18 protein-coding genes are annotated in these 19,224 nt (G+C 69.8%); 8 read left to right on the plus strand and 10 right to left on the minus strand.

Annotated features, from left to right (window positions below; all coding sequences use genetic code 11):
- Positions 1-39: 39 nt before the first annotated feature.
- Together BKH28_RS01415 and BKH28_RS01420 are read right to left on the minus strand one after the other, a co-directional pair.
- Positions 40-507 (minus strand): NfeD family protein, encoded by a 468-nt coding sequence (locus BKH28_RS01415; protein ID WP_075417160.1) that lies wholly within the window; start codon positions 505-507, stop codon positions 40-42.
- A 93-nt stretch (positions 508-600) separates the two neighbouring features.
- Positions 601-1,422, minus strand: coding sequence for an ABC transporter ATP-binding protein (locus BKH28_RS01420; protein WP_075417161.1), 822 nt, complete (start codon positions 1,420-1,422; stop codon positions 601-603).
- 121 nt (positions 1,423-1,543) lie between these two features.
- On the opposite strand from BKH28_RS01420, the gene BKH28_RS01425 reads away from it, so the two are divergent.
- Complete coding sequence (locus BKH28_RS01425) at positions 1,544-2,269, plus strand: hypothetical protein (RefSeq protein WP_075417162.1); 726 nt, start codon at positions 1,544-1,546, stop codon at positions 2,267-2,269.
- 46 nt (positions 2,270-2,315) lie between these two features.
- On the opposite strand, the gene glgA is transcribed toward BKH28_RS01425, so the two are convergent.
- Complete coding sequence (gene glgA, locus BKH28_RS01430; protein WP_075417163.1) at positions 2,316-3,545, minus strand: glycogen synthase; 1,230 nt, start codon at positions 3,543-3,545, stop codon at positions 2,316-2,318.
- 349 nt (positions 3,546-3,894) lie between these two features.
- Between glgA and BKH28_RS01435 the strand changes: the two genes are divergently transcribed.
- Together BKH28_RS01435 and serB are read left to right on the plus strand one after the other, a co-directional pair.
- Entirely contained in the window at positions 3,895-5,139 is a 1,245-nt protein-coding gene (locus BKH28_RS01435) for a glucose-1-phosphate adenylyltransferase (protein WP_075417164.1), read from the plus strand.
- Between the two features lie 98 nt (positions 5,140-5,237).
- Positions 5,238-5,948 carry a phosphoserine phosphatase SerB gene (serB, locus tag BKH28_RS01440; protein WP_075417165.1) on the plus strand — a complete coding sequence of 237 codons (711 nt, stop codon included), beginning with the start codon at positions 5,238-5,240 and terminating at the stop codon, positions 5,946-5,948.
- 28 nt (positions 5,949-5,976) lie between these two features.
- Here serB and BKH28_RS01445 read toward each other — a convergent pair whose 3' ends face one another.
- Both BKH28_RS01445 and BKH28_RS01450 read right to left on the minus strand, forming a co-directional pair.
- Positions 5,977-6,477, minus strand: a complete 501-nt coding sequence (locus BKH28_RS01445) for a SixA phosphatase family protein (RefSeq protein WP_081379987.1) — start codon at positions 6,475-6,477, stop codon at positions 5,977-5,979.
- Positions 6,478-6,562: 85 nt separating this feature from the next.
- On the minus strand, positions 6,563-7,291 hold the full coding sequence (locus tag BKH28_RS01450; protein ID WP_178388802.1) for an SDR family oxidoreductase: 729 nt from the start codon (positions 7,289-7,291) through the stop codon (positions 6,563-6,565).
- A gap of 181 nt (positions 7,292-7,472) precedes the next feature.
- Here BKH28_RS01450 and dusB point away from each other — a divergent pair, with 181 nt between their 5' ends.
- Positions 7,473-8,768, plus strand: coding sequence for a tRNA dihydrouridine synthase DusB (gene dusB, locus BKH28_RS01455; protein ID WP_143224035.1), 1,296 nt, complete (start codon positions 7,473-7,475; stop codon positions 8,766-8,768).
- Between the two features lie 37 nt (positions 8,769-8,805).
- On the opposite strand, the gene BKH28_RS01460 is transcribed toward dusB, so the two are convergent.
- Both BKH28_RS01460 and BKH28_RS01465 read right to left on the minus strand, forming a co-directional pair.
- The gene (locus BKH28_RS01460) at positions 8,806-10,110 is read right to left on the minus strand and encodes a YibE/F family protein (RefSeq protein ID WP_075417169.1); all 1,305 of its coding nucleotides are present in this window, start codon (positions 10,108-10,110) and stop codon (positions 8,806-8,808) included.
- A 103-nt stretch (positions 10,111-10,213) separates the two neighbouring features.
- Positions 10,214-11,605, minus strand: coding sequence for a glycine--tRNA ligase (locus BKH28_RS01465; RefSeq protein WP_075417170.1), 1,392 nt, complete (start codon positions 11,603-11,605; stop codon positions 10,214-10,216).
- Between the two features lie 226 nt (positions 11,606-11,831).
- On the opposite strand from BKH28_RS01465, the gene BKH28_RS01470 reads away from it, so the two are divergent.
- The 4 genes from BKH28_RS01470 to BKH28_RS01485 all read left to right on the plus strand — a co-directional run bounded on the left by BKH28_RS01470 (position 11,832) and on the right by BKH28_RS01485 (position 15,232).
- A complete protein-coding gene (locus tag BKH28_RS01470; RefSeq protein WP_075417171.1) occupies positions 11,832-12,920 on the plus strand; it encodes a metal ABC transporter substrate-binding protein in 1,089 nt (362 codons plus the stop codon).
- A 73-nt stretch (positions 12,921-12,993) separates the two neighbouring features.
- On the plus strand, positions 12,994-13,923 hold the full coding sequence (locus BKH28_RS01475; RefSeq protein ID WP_075417172.1) for a metal ABC transporter ATP-binding protein: 930 nt from the start codon (positions 12,994-12,996) through the stop codon (positions 13,921-13,923).
- Positions 13,920-14,810: a metal ABC transporter permease gene (locus tag BKH28_RS01480; RefSeq protein ID WP_075417173.1), complete on the plus strand. Its 891-nt coding sequence runs from the start codon at positions 13,920-13,922 to the stop codon at positions 14,808-14,810. Before BKH28_RS01475 ends, BKH28_RS01480 begins: the two co-directional genes overlap by 4 nt.
- Positions 14,807-15,232 carry a Fur family transcriptional regulator gene (locus tag BKH28_RS01485; protein ID WP_075417174.1) on the plus strand — a complete coding sequence of 142 codons (426 nt, stop codon included), beginning with the start codon at positions 14,807-14,809 and terminating at the stop codon, positions 15,230-15,232. The genes BKH28_RS01480 and BKH28_RS01485 overlap by 4 nt, the downstream gene beginning before the upstream one ends.
- Positions 15,233-15,727: 495 nt before the next feature.
- On the opposite strand, the gene uppS is transcribed toward BKH28_RS01485, so the two are convergent.
- From uppS to leuA, 3 genes are read right to left on the minus strand one after another with little or no spacing between them, the layout of a single operon-like run.
- A complete protein-coding gene (uppS, locus tag BKH28_RS01490; RefSeq protein ID WP_075417175.1) occupies positions 15,728-16,597 on the minus strand; it encodes a polyprenyl diphosphate synthase in 870 nt (289 codons plus the stop codon).
- A gap of 2 nt (positions 16,598-16,599) precedes the next feature.
- Entirely contained in the window at positions 16,600-17,349 is a 750-nt protein-coding gene (recO, locus tag BKH28_RS01495) for a DNA repair protein RecO (RefSeq protein WP_075417176.1), read from the minus strand.
- A gap of 22 nt (positions 17,350-17,371) precedes the next feature.
- Positions 17,372-19,153: a 2-isopropylmalate synthase gene (leuA, locus tag BKH28_RS01500; RefSeq protein ID WP_075417177.1), complete on the minus strand. Its 1,782-nt coding sequence runs from the start codon at positions 19,151-19,153 to the stop codon at positions 17,372-17,374.
- Positions 19,154-19,224: the final 71 nt, after the last annotated feature.

Below are 19,224 nucleotides of genomic sequence, written 5' to 3' on the forward strand. Positions count from 1 at the left end.
GTCCGCGCCGCTATGAGCTCCCCACACCGAGACTGCACGTCAGGATGAGGGGGCGGTGGCGGAAGTCGCCGCCGGGGAGACCACCGCCACGGCCCCGTCGATCTGTGTCACGGTCACGCTCGCCCCTGCCTCCAGGCGGGTGACGCCCCCCTGGGTGGCAGGAGCCAGACGGGCGCTCCACTCCTCACCGCCCAGGCGGACCCGGCCGCCGCCGTCATCCACCGCGGTGATGGTGGTGGCCGACCTGCCGATGAGGGCGTCGACGTTGGTCTTCATCTGCGGGGTGGCGGCCGCCAGGCGCCGCTTGGCCCAAGGGCGCACGGCGAAGAGAAGCAGGGTGGAGACACAGGCGAAGACCACGACCTGCGCCCACACGGGTCCACCGAGGAAGGATGTCAGTCCTCCTCCCAGCGCACCACCGGCAATCATGAGGAAGGTGAGGTCGGCTGTCACCGTCTCAATGACGATGAGGAGCAACGCCCCTCCGACCCAGATCAGCCATTCCATGAGAACCTCCTGATGAACGCGGTTGGTGAGTACGTGGTCCCGTACCGGGCGGGGACGGGGCGGTCCAAAGCGGCTTGATGCGCCCGGAGCCGGTCAGCCCCTGGCCGCGGCGACGCGCCTGCCGTGGCCGCCGGGTCGGCCCCTGGCGGCGTAGCGACCGCGGTCGTAGGTGACCTCCAGCGGCATGCCGAAGGTCGTGCTGATCGTGTCCACGGTGAGGACCTGCTCCAGCGGACCGGAGCCCACGACCTTCCCCTCACGCAGCGTGAGTGCATGGGTGAAGCCCTCCGGGATCTCCTCCAGGTGGTGGGTCACCAGGACCATGGAGGGCGAGTCCGGCGAGGAGATGATCTCGGTGAGCGCCGCCAGGAGCTGTTCACGACCTGCCAGGTCCAGGCCCGAGGCCGGCTCGTCGAGGAAGAGCATCTCCGGGTCCGGCATGAGGGCGCGAGCCAGCTCGACGCGCTTGCGCTCCCCCGATGACAGCGTTCCCCACAGCCGGTCGACCAGGTGAGCGGCCCCCAGGGCGCCCAGAAGGGCGTGAGCGCGCTCAAGGTCGAAGTCGTCGTACTCCTCGCGCCAGCGCCCGATGCGCCCGTAGGAGGCCGACAGGACCACGCCGAGCACCTTCTCGCCGTTCTGGACATCAGCGGCCAGGGCTGAGGACAACAGGCCGATACGGGGGTGGAGCTCGGAGACGTCCACGCGCCCGAGCCGCTCGGAGAGGATGTCCACCGTGCCGGAGGAGGGGAAGAGCCTGGCCGAGGCGATCCTGGCGATCGTGGTCTTGCCCGCACCGTTGGAGCCCAGCAGCACCCAGTGCTGGCCCTCCTCCACGGTCCAGCTGACGTGGCTGAGGATCTGGTGGCTGCCGCGGTGCAGCGAGACGTCGTTGAGGTGCAGGACACTGGTCATGAAGTGATCCTATCGTGACGCCGAGTTCACACAGGGCAGATGCGGGACGAGAGCCGCGATCCGCATGGCGCCCGGTCCCCTTCGGGGCCCGCCTCGCCGCCATTCACTATGGTTGTCCCCCATGGATCCCCTCAACCCGCCTGTCAGCATCGTGCTGGCTCTGTGGGCGCCATCGCCCTCATCGCACGGCCTGTCGCTCATTGAAGGCCCCGACGGCGCCCATGACGTCGTCGGCGGTGTCGTCGACGGCCCCGCCGACGACACCAACGGTCCAGAGCGCGTCAGCCTGGCGCAGTGGCTCACCGCCGCCCGCCCACTGAGCCGGGTGAGCGCGGTTCTGCCCTCACCGGCCGGTGGCACCGGCACCTGGGGGATCCTCCCCGACATCGAGGAGGGCGTCGTCCTGGAGGGGGCACCCGGTCGAGTGCTGCTGGTGCCTGAGGACTCCGGCACCTCGGTGACCTGGCACGCCGAGCCGGTGGCCGGCCCACTGCCTCCCCTGGATGCGGCGCACGCCCGCAGACAGGTGCACTCCGCGACAGAGGAGGCCATCGAGGCGCTCGTCGAGCTCGACCTGGCCCGCGAGCGCCCGGAGATGGCCGATGCCCTCAATGACCTTCTCACCGCCGTGGTGGATCCGCGCCTCATCCCGCCGTGGCTGGCGCGCCGTGATCGGGAGCTGTTGGAGCGCTCCTTGCGGCTGGCGGGGATGTGCGAGCTGGCCCTGGACGATGACGGCGCGGCCACGACCGCCCTTCAGGCGCAGCGGCGAGCCGGCGTCCTGCGTCCGCTGCTGGCGGTGGCGCGTCACGGCGCCGCCGCGGCCACCGAGTGGTGGGCCCGGTAGTGGGCCTACGCCACTCGGTGGCGTGGTCGGGCGGGAGTCGTCCCGTTCAGCCCTGGGCCAGGACCCAGTTGTAGACGTCCATGGTGCGCTGGGCGATGGCCTCCCAGGCGAAATGCTCCTCGACGCGACGTCGGGCGGCCTGCCCCATGGTCCTGGCGGCCTCGGTGTCGGTGACCAGGGTGGTGAGGCGCTCGGCCAGGTCGGCCTCGAAGCGGGCCGGGTCGATGGGGGTGCCGGTGCCGTCCTGGACCTGCTCGATGGGCACCAGGAGGCCGGTCTCGCCGTCGACGATGACATCGGGGATGCCACCGGTGGCCGATCCGACGACCGGCAGGCCCACGGCCATGGCCTCGAGGTTGACGATGCCCAGGGGCTCGTAGACCGAGGGGCACACGAAGACGTCGGAGGCGGCCAGCACGGCGATGAGCTCGGGGCGCGGCAGCATCTCCTCGATCCAGACCACGCCGGTGCGCTTCTCGCGCAGCCTGGCCACGAGGCCCTCGACCTCGGCCTTGATCTCGGGGGTGTCGGGGGCGCCGGCGCACAGGATGACCTGCACGTCCGCGGGCAGCTGCTCGCAGGCGCGCAGCAGGTGCGGCAGGCCCTTCTGACGGGTGATGCGTCCGACGAAGACGACGGCGGGGCGGTCGGGGTCGATGCCGAGCCGTTTGAGGGTGGCGGCGGCCGCGGCGTCGGCGCCCTCGCCCTGCGGGTGCTTCCATGCCTCGAGGTCGATGCCGTTGTGGACGACCTTGACGCGCTCGGGGTCGACGGCCGGGTAGGAGCGCAGGATGTCCTCGCGCATGCCGTTGGAGACTGCGATGATGCCGGAGGCGGCCTCGTAGGCGGTCTTCTCCGCCCAGGAGGACAGGGCGTAGCCGCCCCCGAGCTGCTCGGCCTTCCAGGGGCGCAGGGGCTCCAGGGAGTGGGCACTGATGACGTGGGGGACGCCATGGAGGAGGCCGGCCAGGTGTCCGGCGAGGTTGGCGTACCAGGTGTGGGAGTGGACGAGGTCCGTTCCCTCGGTGCCCTGGGCCATCTCCAGGTCGACGCCGAAGGTGCGCAGGGCGGCGTTGGCGCCGTCGAGCTCGGCGATCTCGGGGTAGCCGGTGACGCCGTCGTCGGCGCCCTCGGTGCCGGGCTCGCGGGGGCCTCCGAAGGCGTGGACACGGACGTCGGCCAGGGGGCGCAGGACCTTGGCGAGCTCGTTGACGTGGACCCCGGCGCCGCCGTAGATGAAGGGTGGGTACTCCTTGGTCAGCAGGTCGACCCTCATGGGTGTGCCTCTCCTCTGTCTGCTGGATGGACTGACCGCGCCGTCCTCGGCGCAGGACGGGCGCCCGCGGTGGGTGTCGGGCACCACCTCTGACGGTATACGCACACGGGCCCCGGCGGGACCGTTCAACACCGGTGGTTTCCACCGACTCCTGCGAGAAGGTCCGGCTGAGGTCCGTCCCGCGTCGGAGGGTGTCGGGGCGCGCGTGGGATCCGGGGTCTCGGTCAGGACGATCCGCTTGGCGCACAGGGAGCGGGGCGAGGCTCCAGGCAACGATTCGGTGCAGAATCTACCCGGCTTGTGACCCATTCGGCCCCGCAAGCCTCTCGAGCAACGTAAGGTGGGCCACATGGCTCAACCTCGTGTTCTCGCAATCGTCCTCGCCGGTGGCGAGGGCAAGCGCCTCATGCCCCTGACCGTTGATCGTGCCAAGCCGGCCGTGCCCTTCGGCGGTATCTACCGGCTCATCGACTTCTCCCTGTCCAACATGATCAACTCCGGCTTCCTCAAGGTCGTGGTTCTCACCCAGTACAAGTCCCACTCCCTGGACCGTCACATCTCCAAGACGTGGCGCATGTCCGACATGCTGGGCAACTACATCGCGCCGGTGCCGGCCCAGCAGCGTGTGGGCAAGCACTGGTTCCTGGGGAGTGCCGACGCGATCTACCAGTCCCTCAACCTGCTCGACGACGAGCGGCCGGACTACGTGGTCATCACCGGTGCGGACAACATCTACCGCATGGACTTCTCCCAGATGCTGGACCACCACATCGCCTCCGGACTGCCCTGCACCGTGGCGGGCATCCGTCAGCCCCGGTCCCTGGCGGACCAGTTCGGCGTCATCGAGACCGACCCGGCCGACCGCGGGAGGATCAAGGCCTTCGTGGAGAAGCCCAAGGAGACCCCCGGTCTGCCGGACTCCCCCGAGGAGGTCCTGGCCTCGATGGGCAACTACATCATGAACGCCGACGCGCTCCTGGAGGCCGTGACGGTCGACGCCGCCGATGAGGCCTCCAAGCACGACATGGGCGGCAGCATCGTGCCCTGGTTCGTCAACCAGGGTGCGGCCGGCGTCTACGACTTCAAGGACAATGACGTGCCCGGCTCCTCCGAGCGCGACCGCGACTACTGGCGCGACGTGGGGACCGTGGACGCCTTCTTCGAGGCGCACCAGGACCTCATCTCGGTGACCCCCGTGTTCAACCTGTACAACGACCGTTGGCCGCTGTTCGCCGGTTACCAGGCCGCGATGCCGCCGGCCAAGTTCGTTTACGGCCACCACGAGCGCCTGGGGCACGCGGTCGACTCGATCGTCTCACCGGGTGTCATCGTCTCCGGTGGTGAGGTGATCTCCTCGGTCCTGTCCCCCGGTGTGCGCGTCAACTCCTGGTCGTCGGTGCGCGAGTCGGTCCTCATGGACGGCGCCGAGGTGGGCCGCAACACCGTGGTCAATCGCGCCATCCTGGACAAGTACGTCCAGGTCGAGGAGGGCGCCATGGTGGGGATCGACCCCGAGCACGACCGCGAGCGGGGCTTCACCGTGACCGAGTCCGGCATCACGGTGGTGGCCAAGGGGCAGGTCGTCACCCGCTGACCGGAGGCCTACCGCCGTTCATGTGCGCGCCGTCGCCCGAGCTTCCGGGCGACGGCGCGGCCGTACTCGCCCACCGGTTCGCCCACTAGCATGGCGTCATGAGCGACACCTCTCGACACCGTGCCGGCGACTCCGTGGGTCTCAGCGGGGCGCTGACCGATGGCCCCCTGGTGACCGAGGGCCCCGGCCTTCTGGTCATGGACGTGGACTCCACTCTCATCGAGCAGGAGGTCATCGAGCTCATCGCCCAGCGCGCCGGGACTCGTGAGCTGGTCGCCGAGGTCACGGCCCGGGCGATGCGCGGGGAGATGGACTTCGCGGCCTCCCTGCGTGAGCGGGTGGCGACACTGGCCGGGGTCTGCCAGGAGGTCTTCGCAGAGGTCCTCGCCGAGGTGCGTCCCACTGAGGGGGCGGCCGAGCTCATTGAGACGCTGCACGCGCGCGGCTGCCGCGTGGGGGTCGTCTCGGGCGGCTTCGAGGAGGTCGTGGTGCCTCTGGCCGAGCAGCTGGGCATCGACCACGTGGCGGCCAACCGCCTGGAGGTGGAGGGCGGTCGTCTCACCGGTCGGGTGCTGGGGCGGATCGTGGACCGTCAGGAGAAGGTCCGCTGCCTGCTCGCCTGGGCCCAGCAGGACGGTGTGCCCATGGAGCGCACCATCGCGGTCGGGGACGGGGCCAACGACCTGGGGATGCTGGAGGCCGCGGGACTGGGGGTGGCGTTCTGCGCCAAGCCGGTGGTCGTTGAGCAGGCCGATGCTGCCATCCACGTGCGTGACCTGCGTGCCGTCCTGCAGCTGATCGGGGGCTGAGCGGCGGCTGTTTCGGGGGTGTCCGGCCTCAGTCGCGCTTGCGGGCGGTGAAGATCTCTCGGATGCGGGCGCTCTTGGGTTCCAGGCCCGCCCAGGCGCCGGGGACGTCGATGATGACGGCGGTGGCCGTGGGCACCCCGAAGGAGATCTGGGAGGCCAGGTCGTCGTCGGAGTCGTGGAGGATGTGGGCGAGCACGGAGATCGTGGGCTCGTGGCCGACGACGACGACCGTTCTGGCGTCTGCGCCCTCCTCGGCCAGAACTCTGAGGATGCCGTTGGGGCCCAGGTTGTAGATCTCCTCGCGCACGAGGGTGTCGGCGGGCTCGAGGCGGTCGCGGATGGGGCGGGCGGTCTCGCGGGCCCTGGCCGCCGGGGAGACCAGGAGCAGGTCGGTGGTCTCCAGGCGCTTGCGCAGCTCCTTGGCCAGCAGGTCGGCGAGGGCGGTGCCCTTGGGGGTCAGAGGACGTTCCAGGTCGGTGACGGCATCGTGAGAGGCCTTGGAGTGTCGGACGAGCACGAGCCGGCGCATGGGATCCGTTGTCACGGCTCTACCCTACGGCACCGCGGCGGTCCCCGGATACGGCCCCGACGGCGTCTCGCGCCCTGCCGTGCGCCTAGCGCCCCATGCCCAGGCCGCCGTCGACGCCGAGGATCGCACCGGTGACGTAGGCGGCCGCGGGTGAGGCCAGGAAGAGGACGGGGCCGGCGATGTCGGCGACGTCGGCGAAGCGCCCCAGGGGGATCTGCTCGAGGTAGGCGGTGCGGATGTGGTCGGGCAGGGAGGCGGTCATCGCCGTGGTGACGAAGCCGGGGGCCACGGCGTTGACGGTGATGCCGCGCGGTGCGAGCTCGCGGGCCAGGGAGCGGGTCAGACCCTCCACACCGCCCTTGGCGGCGCCGTAGGCCGACAGGCCCACGCCTCCACGAGCGGCGATGGCCGAGGAGACCAGGATGATGCGTCCCCTGCGGGCCCGCATCATGGCCGGCGTCACGGCGCGCACCGTGTTGAAGGTGCCGGTCAGGTCCGCGGAGATGACCTCGTCCCACATCTGGGAGGAGGTGCGGGCGGCCAGGGACTCCCGGTTGATGCCGGCCGAGGCCACGAGGACCTCGATGGGGCCGTGCGCCTCGGTGGCGGCGGCGAGGGCCTGGGCCAGGGCGTCGGGGTCGGTGACATCGGCGGCCAGGGCCAGGGCGCCGTCGGGGGCCTCACCGGAGCGGGAGACACCCGCCACCCGGTCGCCCTGTGCGATAAACGCCTTCGCAACCGCCTCCCCGATTCCGCGGGAGGCTCCGGTCACGACGACGGAACGTGATATCGACGGCTCGGTCTCTTCGTTCATCAGCACAAGCACACAAGGTAACGCGCATGAGCACTCGTCATCAGCAGTTCGTCATGCGCCGGCCCGGATCCAGCCCTGTTACTTCATTCACAAGTGGTCTATACCTGTTTCCGTTCCGGGACGTATGACGGGGCGGGTCACCGCCCCGGAACCCGCCGTGTGTCAGCATGTCGGGGTGACGATGAGTGAGACCTCCCCCCGCCTCCCCGACGCCTGCGCCTCGGGCCGTACGCCCGCACCGCTGCGCATCGGGCCGTTGGCGGTACCCACCCCCGTCGAGCTCGCCCCCATGGCCGGCGTCACCAACGCCTCCTTCCGCCGCCTGTGCCGTGAGATGGCCGAGGCGGCGCTGCCGGAGGCACTGAGGCCCTCCCGCCCCGGACCTGTGGCCGCACCCGCCGGCGGCCTACTGGCACCGGCGGGCCTGTACGTCACGGAGATGGTCACGACCCGGGCCCTGGTGGAGCGCAACGAGCGCACCCTGGCAATGGTGCGCACCGACCCGGCCGAGAGAGTGCGCTCCATCCAGCTCTACGGGGTCGACCCGGCCACGGTGGGGGCCGCGGTGCGGATCCTGGTGGAGGAGGACCTGGCCGACCACATCGACCTCAACTTCGGCTGCCCGGTCCCCAAGGTGACCCGCAAGGGAGGCGGGGCGGCGCTGCCGTGGAAACGTGATCTGCTGGCGGCGATCCTCACCGAGGCAGTACGTGCCAGTGAGGCCGCTGCCCACGCCGTCGGGCGGGCGCGTCAGGTGCCGGTGACCATGAAGATGCGTCTGGGCATCGACGAGGAGCATGAGACGTTCCTCGACGCCGCCCGAGCCGCCGAGAACGCTGGGATCGCGGCCGTTGCCCTGCATGCCCGTAGCGCGCGCCAGCACTACTCCGGTCAGGCCCGCTGGGAGGAGATCGCCCGCCTCAAGGAGTCCACCGCTCTGCCGGTGCTCGGCAACGGGGACATCTGGCTCGGCGACGACGCGGTGCGCATGATGGAGACCACCGGCTGCGACGGCGTCGTCGTGGGCCGCGGCTGCCAGGGCCGCCCCTGGCTGTTCGCCGACATCGTGGCGGCCATGCACGGCTCGTCGGCACGCACCCGCCCGGACCTGGACGCCGTCATCGAGGTGATCCGCCGCCACGGGCGCATGCTGGCTGAGGAGATGGGCGAGGACCGGGGGGTGCGTGACCTGCGCAAGCACGTGGGCTGGTACCTCAAGGGCTACCCGGTGGGCGGCGCGGCGCGTGCCGACCTCATGGGGATCCGGACCCTCGATGAGCTCGACGCCGGCCTGGAGCGGATGCGCTCGCGCCTGCCCGACGTCGTCGACTACCCCGGTGACATCGTCGAGGGCCCCCGGGAGGCCGGCAGCCCCAAGACTCCCCGCCTGCCCGACGGCTGGTTGGACTCCCCCGCTCTGGACGAGGCCCACCGCGAGATGCTCAGCCAGGCCGAGTCCGACGTCTCCGGAGGCTGAGAGAGCGGTTTCACCGGGTCCTGAGGTCGGTCGTCAGCTATTCGTCGAGGACCGGGGTGACACGGCACAGGGCCGCCGCGATCGCCGTCGTTGCCGGGATCGCCAGGACCAGGCCGATGGAGGAGATGAGAGTGCGCACGATCTCCTCGGCGATCTCGCCCGAGAGCATGGTGTCCAGCACGGCCCGGTCCATGAGGGAGGCGGCCAGGATGAGGGGCAGTGCCGTACCGGCGTAGGCGAAGGCCAGGGTGTAGACGGTCGAGGCGATGTGGTCCCGGCCGATCCTCATCCCGCCGGTGAACAGGCGCGTGCGCGACAGCAGCGGGTTGGCGGCGTGCAGCTCCCACACCGAGGAGGCCTGGGTGATGGTGACGTCGTTGAGGACGCCGAGCCCGGCGATGACCATGCCGCAGGTCAGCAGCGTCTGCAGATCGATGTGCGTGCGCGAGGCCAGCAGACGGGCGGTCTCGTCGACGTCGCCGGTCAAGTGGGCGGCGTCGGTCCCCCACAGGGCGAGCAGCACGGTCAGCACGATGCCGGCCACCGTTCCCAGCAGGGCCGTCGTGGTACGGATGGACACGCCGTGGGCCACGTAGACGGCGGCCAGCATCATCGCCATCGATCCGACCAGTGTCACCGCCAGCGGGTGGGAGCCTGACAGGAGTGCAGGGATCATGAAGAAGGCGAGCACACCGGTGGCCACCAGTAGACCCAGGACGCTCAGGACGCCCTTGCGCCCGGCCACGGCGACAACGAGCACGAGGTAGACAACCGCCAGGGCACCGACCGGGAGCTGACGCTGGTAGTCGATGAAGGAGTAGGGGGAGCCGGACAGGACGGCCTGGGGCGAGTAGAGGACGACGAGCCTGTCGCCGGCGTGGGCGAGCTTGCGGGGCTCGCCCACCAGCTGGACCGGCATGACCAGGTCCTTGCCCTCACCCTCGGTGATGCGGGCGCACACGTGGCTCTTGGCGAACTCCTCCTGCTTGACGCCGTTGACCTCCGTCAGGGCGCTCACGGAGCTCTCACAACCGGACAGGTCCGTGGAGGTGATGGTGGCCTTGCCCACTGAGCCGCCCTCGGCGGTGAAGGAGCGTGAGCCGATGAGCGAGCTCTTGCCCGGCCAGAGCACGAACAGCCCGACGACGGTGGCCAGGACCAGGGCGCCGACGATGACACCGAGCACGATCCGCACCCGGCGGGCCTCCCCCGCCTCCAGGTCCAGGGGCCCGGAGTGGGAGTGGCTGTGGCCGCCGTGAGAGCCGACCGGTCCCGCCGACGGCTCGGGAAGGTCCTCAGCGGAAAGAGACTCGTTGCTCGGGGAGGTCGAGTTGGTGCTCACCGTCCCATCATGCCCGCCCCGTGTCCCTGACGTGAGCCAGGGACACGGGGCGGGATCCGGATGGTGGTCGGGTCAGTGGCGCCGCCGGCCTGCTCGGCGCGGCTCAGCAGCCGACGAGGCGCTCAGCCAGGTAGCGCTCGACGCCCTCGAGCGGGATGCGCTCCTGGGTCATCGTGTCGCGCTCGCGCACGGTGACCGCCCCGTCCTCGGGCGAGTCGAAGTCGTAGGTCAGGCAGAAGGGGGTGCCCACCTCGTCCTGGCGGCGGTAGCGACGACCGACCGCACCGGCGTCGTCGTACTCCACATTCCAGGAGCGGCGCAGGCGGGCGGCCAGCTCCTTGGCCGGGCCCGTCAGCTCCTCCTTGCGGCTCAGCGGCAGGACGGCCGCCTTGACCGGGGCGATGCGCGGATCGAGCCTGAGCACGATGCGCTTGTCCACCCCGCCCTTGGTGTTGGGGGCCTCGTCCTCGGTGTAGGCCTCCACGAGGAAGGCCATGAGCGAGCGGGTCAGGCCGGCCGAGGGCTCGATGACGTAAGGGGTCCAGCGCTCGGAGCGCGTCTGGTCGAAGTAGGACATGTCCTTGCCGGAGTGCTCGGCGTGAGTGGACAGGTCGAAGTCGGTGCGGTTGGCGATGCCCTCGAGCTCGCCCCACTCCGAGCCGGCGAAGCCGAAGCGGTACTCCAGGTCCACGGTGCGCTTGGAGTAGTGGGAGAGCTTCTCGGCGGGGTGCTCGTAGAGGCGCAGGTTGTCCTCACTGATGCCCAGGTCGGTGTACCAGGCCTTGCGGTAGTCGATCCAGTACTGGTGCCACTCCTCGTCGGTGCCCGGCTCGCAGAAGAACTCCAGCTCCATCTGCTCGAACTCGCGGGTGCGGAAGATGAAGTTGCCCGGCGTGATCTCGTTGCGGAAGGACTTGCCCACCTGGCCGATGCCGAAGGGCGGCTTCTTGCGGGCCGCGCTCATGACGTTGGTGAAGTTGATGAAGATGCCCTGGGCGGTCTCGGGGCGCAGGTAGTGCAGGCCGGACTCGTCGTCGACCGGCCCCAGGTAGGTCTTGAGCAGGCCGGAGAACTCGCGCGGCTCGGTCCAGGAGCCCGGCTGGCCGGTGACGGGGTCGGGGACCATGTCGAGGGTGACGGCCTCGGGGTCGAGGCCCTTGCGGGCCGCGTAGTCCTCGACGAGCTGGTCGGCGCGGTACCTCTTGTGGGTGTGCAGGGACTCCACGAGCGGGTCGGTGAAGGCGCCGACGTGGCCGGAGGCGACCCAGGTCTCACGCGGCAGGATGACTGAGGAGTCCAGTCCGACGACGTCGTCGCGCGAGCGGACCATGTACTGCCACCACTGGCGCTTGATGTTCTCCTTGAGCTCGACGCCCAGCGGCCCATAGTCCCAGGCCGAGCGGGTTCCGCCGTAGATCTCGCCGCAGGGGAAGACGAACCCGCGCCGCTTGGCGAGGTTGATGACGGCGTCAAGACGTGAAGGGGTGGATGCCAACGGATGCTCCTTCAGGAGTGGTCGTGGTCCCGCCTGGATGGTGGGGACGAGTGGGAACAGTCTAGGCGGACAGTCGCGGACAGTTGGTGAGGGGCCCGTCGCACCACGCATGCGCGTGTAAGCACCGGGGCACCTCCTGACCGCCGTTCAAACCGGCTCTCAGCAGCGCACACACGGAATCCCTCGGAGTTTGACGCACGGCTGTCAGAGTATGAGAATGATTCGCATGAGTGTTTCACAGGCTCGTTCCCATCATCTCCGTCGCATCGTGGCGCTCGGAGCCACCCTGATGCTGGCTGCCGGCATGAGCGCGTGCAGCGCCCTGAAGAGCGAGAGCTCGTCAAGTGCCTCGGCACCGCACACGATCGCCCCGGGCAAGACCCTGACGGTCTCCACGTCCTTCTACCCGATCCAGTACCTGGCCGAGGCCATTGGCGGCAAGCTCGTCAAGGTCTCCACCGTGACCCCGTCCAACGTCGAGCCGCACGACTTCGAGCTCTCCGGCAAGGAGACCGCCTCGCTGGGCAAGGCCGACCTCATCGCCTACGTTCCCGGCTTCCAGCCCTCCCTGGACAAGGCTGTCAAGGAGATCGGCTCCGGGCCCACCGTGGTGGACCTGAGCAAGCCGGCCAACCTCGTCCACCACGAGGGGGTCGAGGAGGAGCACGAGCACGGCGAGGAGGCCACCGACGGCGCCTCGGCCACGGCGAGTGCCGCCGCCACCGCGCAGGCCAGCGAGGAGGGCCACGACGAGCACAAGGACGAGCACAGCCACGCCGAGGGCGAGGAGGGGCACGACAGCGACCTCGACCCGCACTTCTGGCTCGACCCGGACCGCATGATCAAGGTGGCCGAGACCCTTGAGGCCTCCTTCGCCCAGATCGACCCGGCCAACGCCAACGACTACAAGGCGGGGCTCGACAAGCTCAAGACGGCGCTGACCAACCTGGACAACCAGTACAAGCAGGGCCTGTCCACCTGCCAGCACAAGACCTTCATCACCTCCCACGCCGCCTTCGGCTACATGGCCGAGCGCTACGGCCTGACCCAGGCCTCCATCTCCGGCATCGACCCGGAGGCCGAGCCCAGCCCCGCTGAGATGGCCAACATCAAGTCGGTGGTCGAGAAGACGGGGGTGAAGACCATCTTCACCGAGGAGCTGGTCTCAGACACTCCCGCAAAGGCGATCGCCGCGGAGACCGGGGCGGAGACAAGCGTTCTCAGTCCCCTGGAGTCCAAGCCAGAGAGGGGCGACTACAGCGACGCCATGTCCAGCAACCTGGAGCGGCTCAAGTCCGCCCTGGTGTGCCAGTAGCCTCGGGGCCGGCCCGGTGAGCCCGGGGCCCGAAGCAGATAACGCCCACTCAGATTGGCATGATCGCAACGGTATGACCTCATCATCTCCAACATCATCAGCGTCTGTGACGACGCCGTCCGGCTCACCCCGGGCGGCGTCGTCCGCGCTCGCCATCAAGGTCCGTGAGCTCAGCGTCGTCCTGGGGTCTTCCCTCATCCTGGACGACGTGAGCCTGGCAGTGGGCGGCGGCGAGTCCGTGGCGATCCTGGGCGCCAACGGCTCGGGCAAGTCCACCCTCGTCAAAGCCGTTCTGGGGCTGGTTCCCCTGTCCAGCGGCAGCATCGAGGTACTGGGCACCCCAACCGCGCGCCGCCGCAGGGTCCCCTGGGAGCGCGTCGGGTACGTCCCCCAGCGGATCGGTGCGGGCTCAGGCGTCCCGGCCACGGCCCTGGAGGTGGTGCGCTCCGGGCTCCTGGGACCGCGCAGGCCCTGGGCCGACCGGGGGCGGGGCGCCAAGCGGAAGGCCATGGCCGCGCTCGACGCCGTCGGCCTGGCCCACCGGGCCGCGGACCACGTCCAGGTCTTCTCCGGCGGGCAGGCCCAGCGGGTCCTCATCGCCCGGGCCCTGGTCCGCTCCCCCGAGCTGCTCATCCTCGATGAGCCCCTGGCCGGCATCGACCGTGCCAGCCGTGAGTCCCTGGCCGAGATCCTCCAGGGACTGCGCGCGCAGGGGCTGACCCTGGTGACGGTCCTTCATGAGATGGGTGAGCTCTCCGACGTCGTCCAGCGGGCGATTCTCCTGCAGGACGGCCGGCTCGTCGCCGACGGCCCGGCCTACGAGGTCGCTCATCTGCGTGACAGCGGGGCCGGTGCGCCCCACGGTCCGCGCCGCGCTCGCAGCGGATACGGCGATGACGACCACCACCCTGACGCCGGAGGCCCTCCGGCCCATCACGCCCCCGTCCTCGACCATCGGCTGCCTGAAACGCGCCCCCATTCCGGTAGGAGCACCCGCCCATGATCGAGTTCGTCTCCGACATGCTCGCCAGCCCCCTCATCCAGCGGGCCTTCATCGTGGCGGTCCTGGTGGGGCTGGCCGCCCCGGTGGTGGGCACCTACCTGGTTCAGCGGGGCCTGGCGCTGCTGGGCGACGGGATCGGGCACATCGCCCTGACCGGCATCGCCCTGGGCTGGCTGGCCGGGGCCGCCGCCAACGTCACTCCCCACGACGCCTGGGCCGTGCCCGGGGCGATCATCATCAGCGTGCTGGGCGCCGTGATGATCGAGGTCATCCGCGCCAACGGCCGCACCCGGGGCGACGTGGCCCTGGCGATCCTGTTCTACGGCGGCATCGCCGGGGGCGTCATCCTCATTCGCGTCGCCGGCGGTACGACCACGAATCTCAACTCCTACCTGTTCGGCTCGATCTCCACGGTCTCGGTCTCCGACGCCTGGTTCACCATCGCTCTGGCCACCCTGGTGCTCCTGGTGGGGCTGGGACTGCGCGGCCCGCTGTTCGCGCTGTGCCACGACGAGGAGTTCGCCCACGCCTGCGGGCTGCCCACCAGTGCCCTCAACGTGCTGGTGGCAGTGGTGGCGGCGCTGACGGTCTCAGTGTCCATGCGGGTGGTGGGCGCCCTGCTGGTCTCGGCCGTCATGATCGTGCCGGTGGCCATCGCCCAGCTCGTCTCGCACTCCTTCGCACGCACCATGTACCTGGCGATGGGACTGGGAGTGGTGGCCTGCGTGTCCGGTCTGACGATCACCTACCTGGTGGCGGCCTCTCCCGGTGCCATGATCGTGGTACTCCTAGTAGGGGGCTACGCCGTCGTCGCCCTCCTGTCCGGACTGCTGCAGCTCGTCAGCCACTCCCGACGGCACCGCACCACATCAGGAGGCAGATCATGAGCGCAAGCAGCACGGCGCAGCGTCCCCGCGCCACGCGCCAGCGCGCCGCCGTCGCCGACATCCTCGCCCGCACCGACGAGTTCCGCTCGGCACAGCAGATCCATTCCGCCCTGGAGGCCGAGGGGACCAAGGTGGGTCTGGCCACCGTCTACCGCAACCTGCAGGCCCTGGCGGAGACCGGAGCAGTGGACCAGGTGCGCAGCGCCGAGGGCGAGGTCCTCTACCGGGCCTGCGAGAAGCAGGAGCACCACCACCACATCGTGTGCCGCAGCTGCGGCTACACCGTGGAGGTTGCCGGCGGTGAGCTGGAGAAGTGGATTCAGCGGGTCTCGGCTCAACAGGGCTTCAGCCAGATGGAGCACACGGCGGAGTTCTTCGGCCTGTGTGCCGCCTGCTCGACGCAGGACGCCTCACAGGACTGAACAGATCGGCCCGGTGCCTGAGCCGGGTTTCGCCGTTGCTTGGGTGGTGCCTGGCGTGTACTGCACGAGGGTTGGGAGCTACTGAAAGAGGGCCGGGGGTACTCCACGTAGGCCGGGGGTTCGTGCAGTACGCACAACCGTTGGCCAGTGGATCCCCACCCTCGTGGCGTAGGCCGACTCGGGCCGGAGCCGGTGTCGCACCGACCCCGCGGAGTCGATCCCACTAGCAGCCCAGTGTCCACAGCGCTGACATCAGCGGCTTCGCCGTGGAAGCGGCCAGCGGAAATCGTTGGAATTCTGGGGTTTCTCCTCGAAGTACGACGCCTGAGCAAGGTTGATGTCAGCGTCATGGACACTGGTGCCCCGTCAGGCCTCTTCCATCGCGCCCGCCATCGACTCCAGGCCAACTTGTCCCACCCCGGAATCCCGCAGGAGCGAGCGTCTCAGCAGCCATGACACTCACATGTCTCAGATGTGAGGAGACAAGACAGTTCCCTATTGCCCGTCGTGGTGCGGTTCCTCGTCCGCCTCGTTGTCCTCTAGGACCTCGACACCGGCGGGCTCCTCGTGCAGCACCCTGTCCACGGCGCCGCCGTAGCGGCGCTCGCGCCCGGCGTAGACCTCGCACGCCCTCCACAGCTCGGTGCGGTTGAAGTCGGGCCAGGCCAGGGGTGAGAAGTAGAGCTCGGCGTAGGAGGAGGACCACATGAGGAAGTTGGAGGTGCGCTGCTCGTCGCCGGTGCGGATGAACAGGTCCACGTCCCGCATGGCGGGCGAGTAGAGGTAACGCTGGATGGTCTTCTCGTTGATGGAGGATGCCTTGAGCCGGCCGGTGGCGACGTCCTCGGCGATGGCTCGGGTGGCGTCGGCGATCTCGGCCCGCCCGCCGTAGTTGATGCACAGGTTGAGGACCAGGCCCGTGTTGTTGGCGGTGATGCGCTCAGCCTCCCGCAGCTCATGCAGGACGGACTTCCACAGGCGCGGGGTGCGCCCGATCCAGCGCAGCCTGACGTTCCAGGAGTTGAGGACATCGCGCTGGACACGCAGGACCTTACGGGCGAAGCCCATGATGAAGCGGACCTCGCCGGGCGAGCGCCGCCAGTTCTCGGTGGAGAAGGCGTAGACGCTCAGCTCTTTCACACCGATCTCGATGGCGCCGGCGGCGACGTCGAGCATATTGGCCTCCCCCACCCGGTGGCCCTCGGTGCGGGGCAGGCCACGGGCGTTGGCCCAGCGCCCGTTGCCGTCCATGACAACAGCGACGTGCTGGGGCAGGGAGGCGGCCGGCAGCACGGGCGGGGTCAGGCCGGGCCGGTGCAGGGGCGGGGCGGCCTCGACCGTCATGTCTCTGGTGACGTCTGTCATGGTTATGCCCTTTCCACCAGTGCGAGGGAGCGCAGGCGCCGCTCCAGGTACCAGGTCGTGTAGGCCGAGACGAGCCCGGAGGCCTGCGAGCGCTCGCGCTGGCCGGAGGCGTCGGCCACGGCCCAGTCGCCGGTGAGCAGGGCCCCCAGGAGCACCATCGTGGCCGGCTCGACCTCGACGGCGCCGGCCGAGCGGCAGGACTCGCACACCGCGCCGCCGGCCTGCACATGGAAAGCCCGGTGCGGTCCGAGTGCACCGCACCGGGCGCAGTCGTAGCACGAGGGCGCCCAGCCCCCCAGGGCCAGGGCCCGCAGCAGGTAGGAGTCCAGGATGAGTCCGGGGGCGTGGCGCCGGTGGGACATGGCGGCCAGGGCCCCGGCCAGCAGCAGGTACTGCTGGGGGCTGGCCTCGGTGCCCAGGTCTCCGTCGTCGGCACTGAGGCGCTCGGCGGTCTCCACCATGGTCGAGGCGCAGGTGAACATGGCGTAGTCGGCGCTCATGGCCCGACCGAAGGGGTCGATGATCTCGGCCTGGGTGACGACGTCGAGGCTGCGCCCGGCGTGGAGCTGGACATCGGTCATGGAGAAGGGCTCCAGGCGGGCGCCGAAGCGGGAGGTGGTGCGGCGCACCCCCTTTGCCACGGCGCGCACCTGGCCGTGGTGGCGGGTGAGCATCACGATGATGCGGTCGGCCTCGCCCAGCTTGTAGGTGCGCAGGATGATCGCCTCATCCCGGTACAGCCTGCTCGTCACGGGCGCAGTCTCTCACGCCCTCTCAGCGCAGGGCGCGATTGAGGGCGGAGATGACGGCCTTGAAGGAGGAGGTGGTGATGGAGGGGTCGATGCCAACGCCCCACAGGATCTGGCCGTCGATCTCGCACTCGACGTAGCTGGCGGCCTTCGCGTCGTGTCCCTCGCTCAGGGCGTGCTCGGCGTAGTCGAGGATCCGCACGCTCAGGCCTGTGCTCTCCAGGGCGGTGACGAAGGCGTCCAGGGGGCCGTTGCCGGCGGCGGTCAGGTGCTTCTCCTGGCCGCCGTCGATCAGGGTGACGGTGAGGGTGGAGTCCTTGTCGTCACCGGTGGAGGTCAGGGTGGCCCCGCGCAGCTCGAAGCGGCCCCAGCGGCTGAGCTCGGCCTCGGGGGCGGCCGCGGCGGGCAGGTACTCGTCGGCGAAGATCGACCACAGGCGGGCGCCGTCGACCTCACCGCCGTAGGTGTCGGTGTGGCGCTGGACGATGTGGGAGAACTCGATCTGGAGGCGGCGCGGCAGCTCGAGCTTGCGGGTGGTGCCCAGCAGGTAGGCGACCCCGCCCTTGCCGGACTGGGAGTTGACGCGTACGACGGCCTCGTAGGAGCGGCCCACGTCGTGGGGGTCGATGGGCAGGTAGGGCATGGCCCAGGGGACGGCGATCTCGGCCTCGGCGTCGGAGAGCCCCTCGGCCTTCTTGGCGTTGACCTGCGTGGTGCGCGCGGCGAAGCCCTTCTTGATGGCGTCCTGGTGGGAGCCGGAGAAGGAGGTGTAGACGAGCTCGCCGGCGTAGGGGGTGCGCGGGGGCACGTCCATGCCGGTGGCCCGCTCGACGATGCGGCGGACCTCGTCGATGTCGGACAGGTCGAGCATGGGGTCGACGCCCTGGCTGAAGAGGTTGAGGGCCAGGGTCACCAGGTCCACGTTGCCGGTGCGCTCGCCGTGGCCGAACAGGCAGCCCTCGACGCGGTCGGCGCCGGCCATGAGGCCGAGCTCGGCAGTGGCCACGCCCGAGCCGCGGTCATTGTGGTTGTGCAGTGACAGGCACACCGAGTCGCGATGAGACAGGTGTCGGCTCATCCACTCGATCTGGTCGGCGTAGACGTTGGGGGTGGCGCGCTCGACGGTGGCGGGCAGGTTGAGGATGATCTCGCGGTCCCCCTCGGGCTGCCAGACGTCCATGACGGCCTCGCAGACCTCGAGGCTGTAGTCGAGCTCGGTGTCCACGAAGATCTCCGGGGAGTACTCGTAGCCGAAGATCGTGTCCTCATCCAGGACCTTCTCGGCGCGGGCCATGATCTGGCGGGTGCCGTCGACGGCGAGCTCGCGGACCTGGTCGCGGTCCATACGGAAGACGACGTCACGGAAGATGGGTGACAGGGCGTTGTAGAGGTGGACGGTGGCCCGCGGGATGCCGACGCAGGCGTCCAGGGTGCGGTCGATGAGGTCGCCGCGCGACTGGGTGAGTACCGAGATGGTGACGTCCTCGGGGATCGCACCGTCGTCCACCAGGGAGCGCACGAAGTCGAAGTCGGTCTGAGAGGCGGCCGGGAAGCCAATCTCGATCTCCTTGAAGCCCATGGTCACAAGCAGGTCGAAGACGGCGCGCTTGGCCTGGGGCCCCATGGGCTCGATGAGGGACTGGTTGCCGTCGCGCAGGTCGGTGCTCAGCCAACGGGGGGCGGTGGTGATGCGCTTGTCCGGCCAGGTGCGGTCGGGCAGATCGATGGTGGCGACGTCGAGGAAGGGCCGGTACTTGGCAAACGGCATACCGGAGGGCTGCTGGGGGGCGGGGCGGGCGTTACGCATCGGGGTTCTCCTGGGATCAGGTGCTTCGTGGTTCCGACGGCGGTTCCCGGAAGACTCGTCTGACTCCTGAG

This window comes from Actinomyces oris (assembly GCF_001937665.1).
Lineage (GTDB): Bacteria > Actinomycetota > Actinomycetes > Actinomycetales > Actinomycetaceae > Actinomyces > Actinomyces stomatis.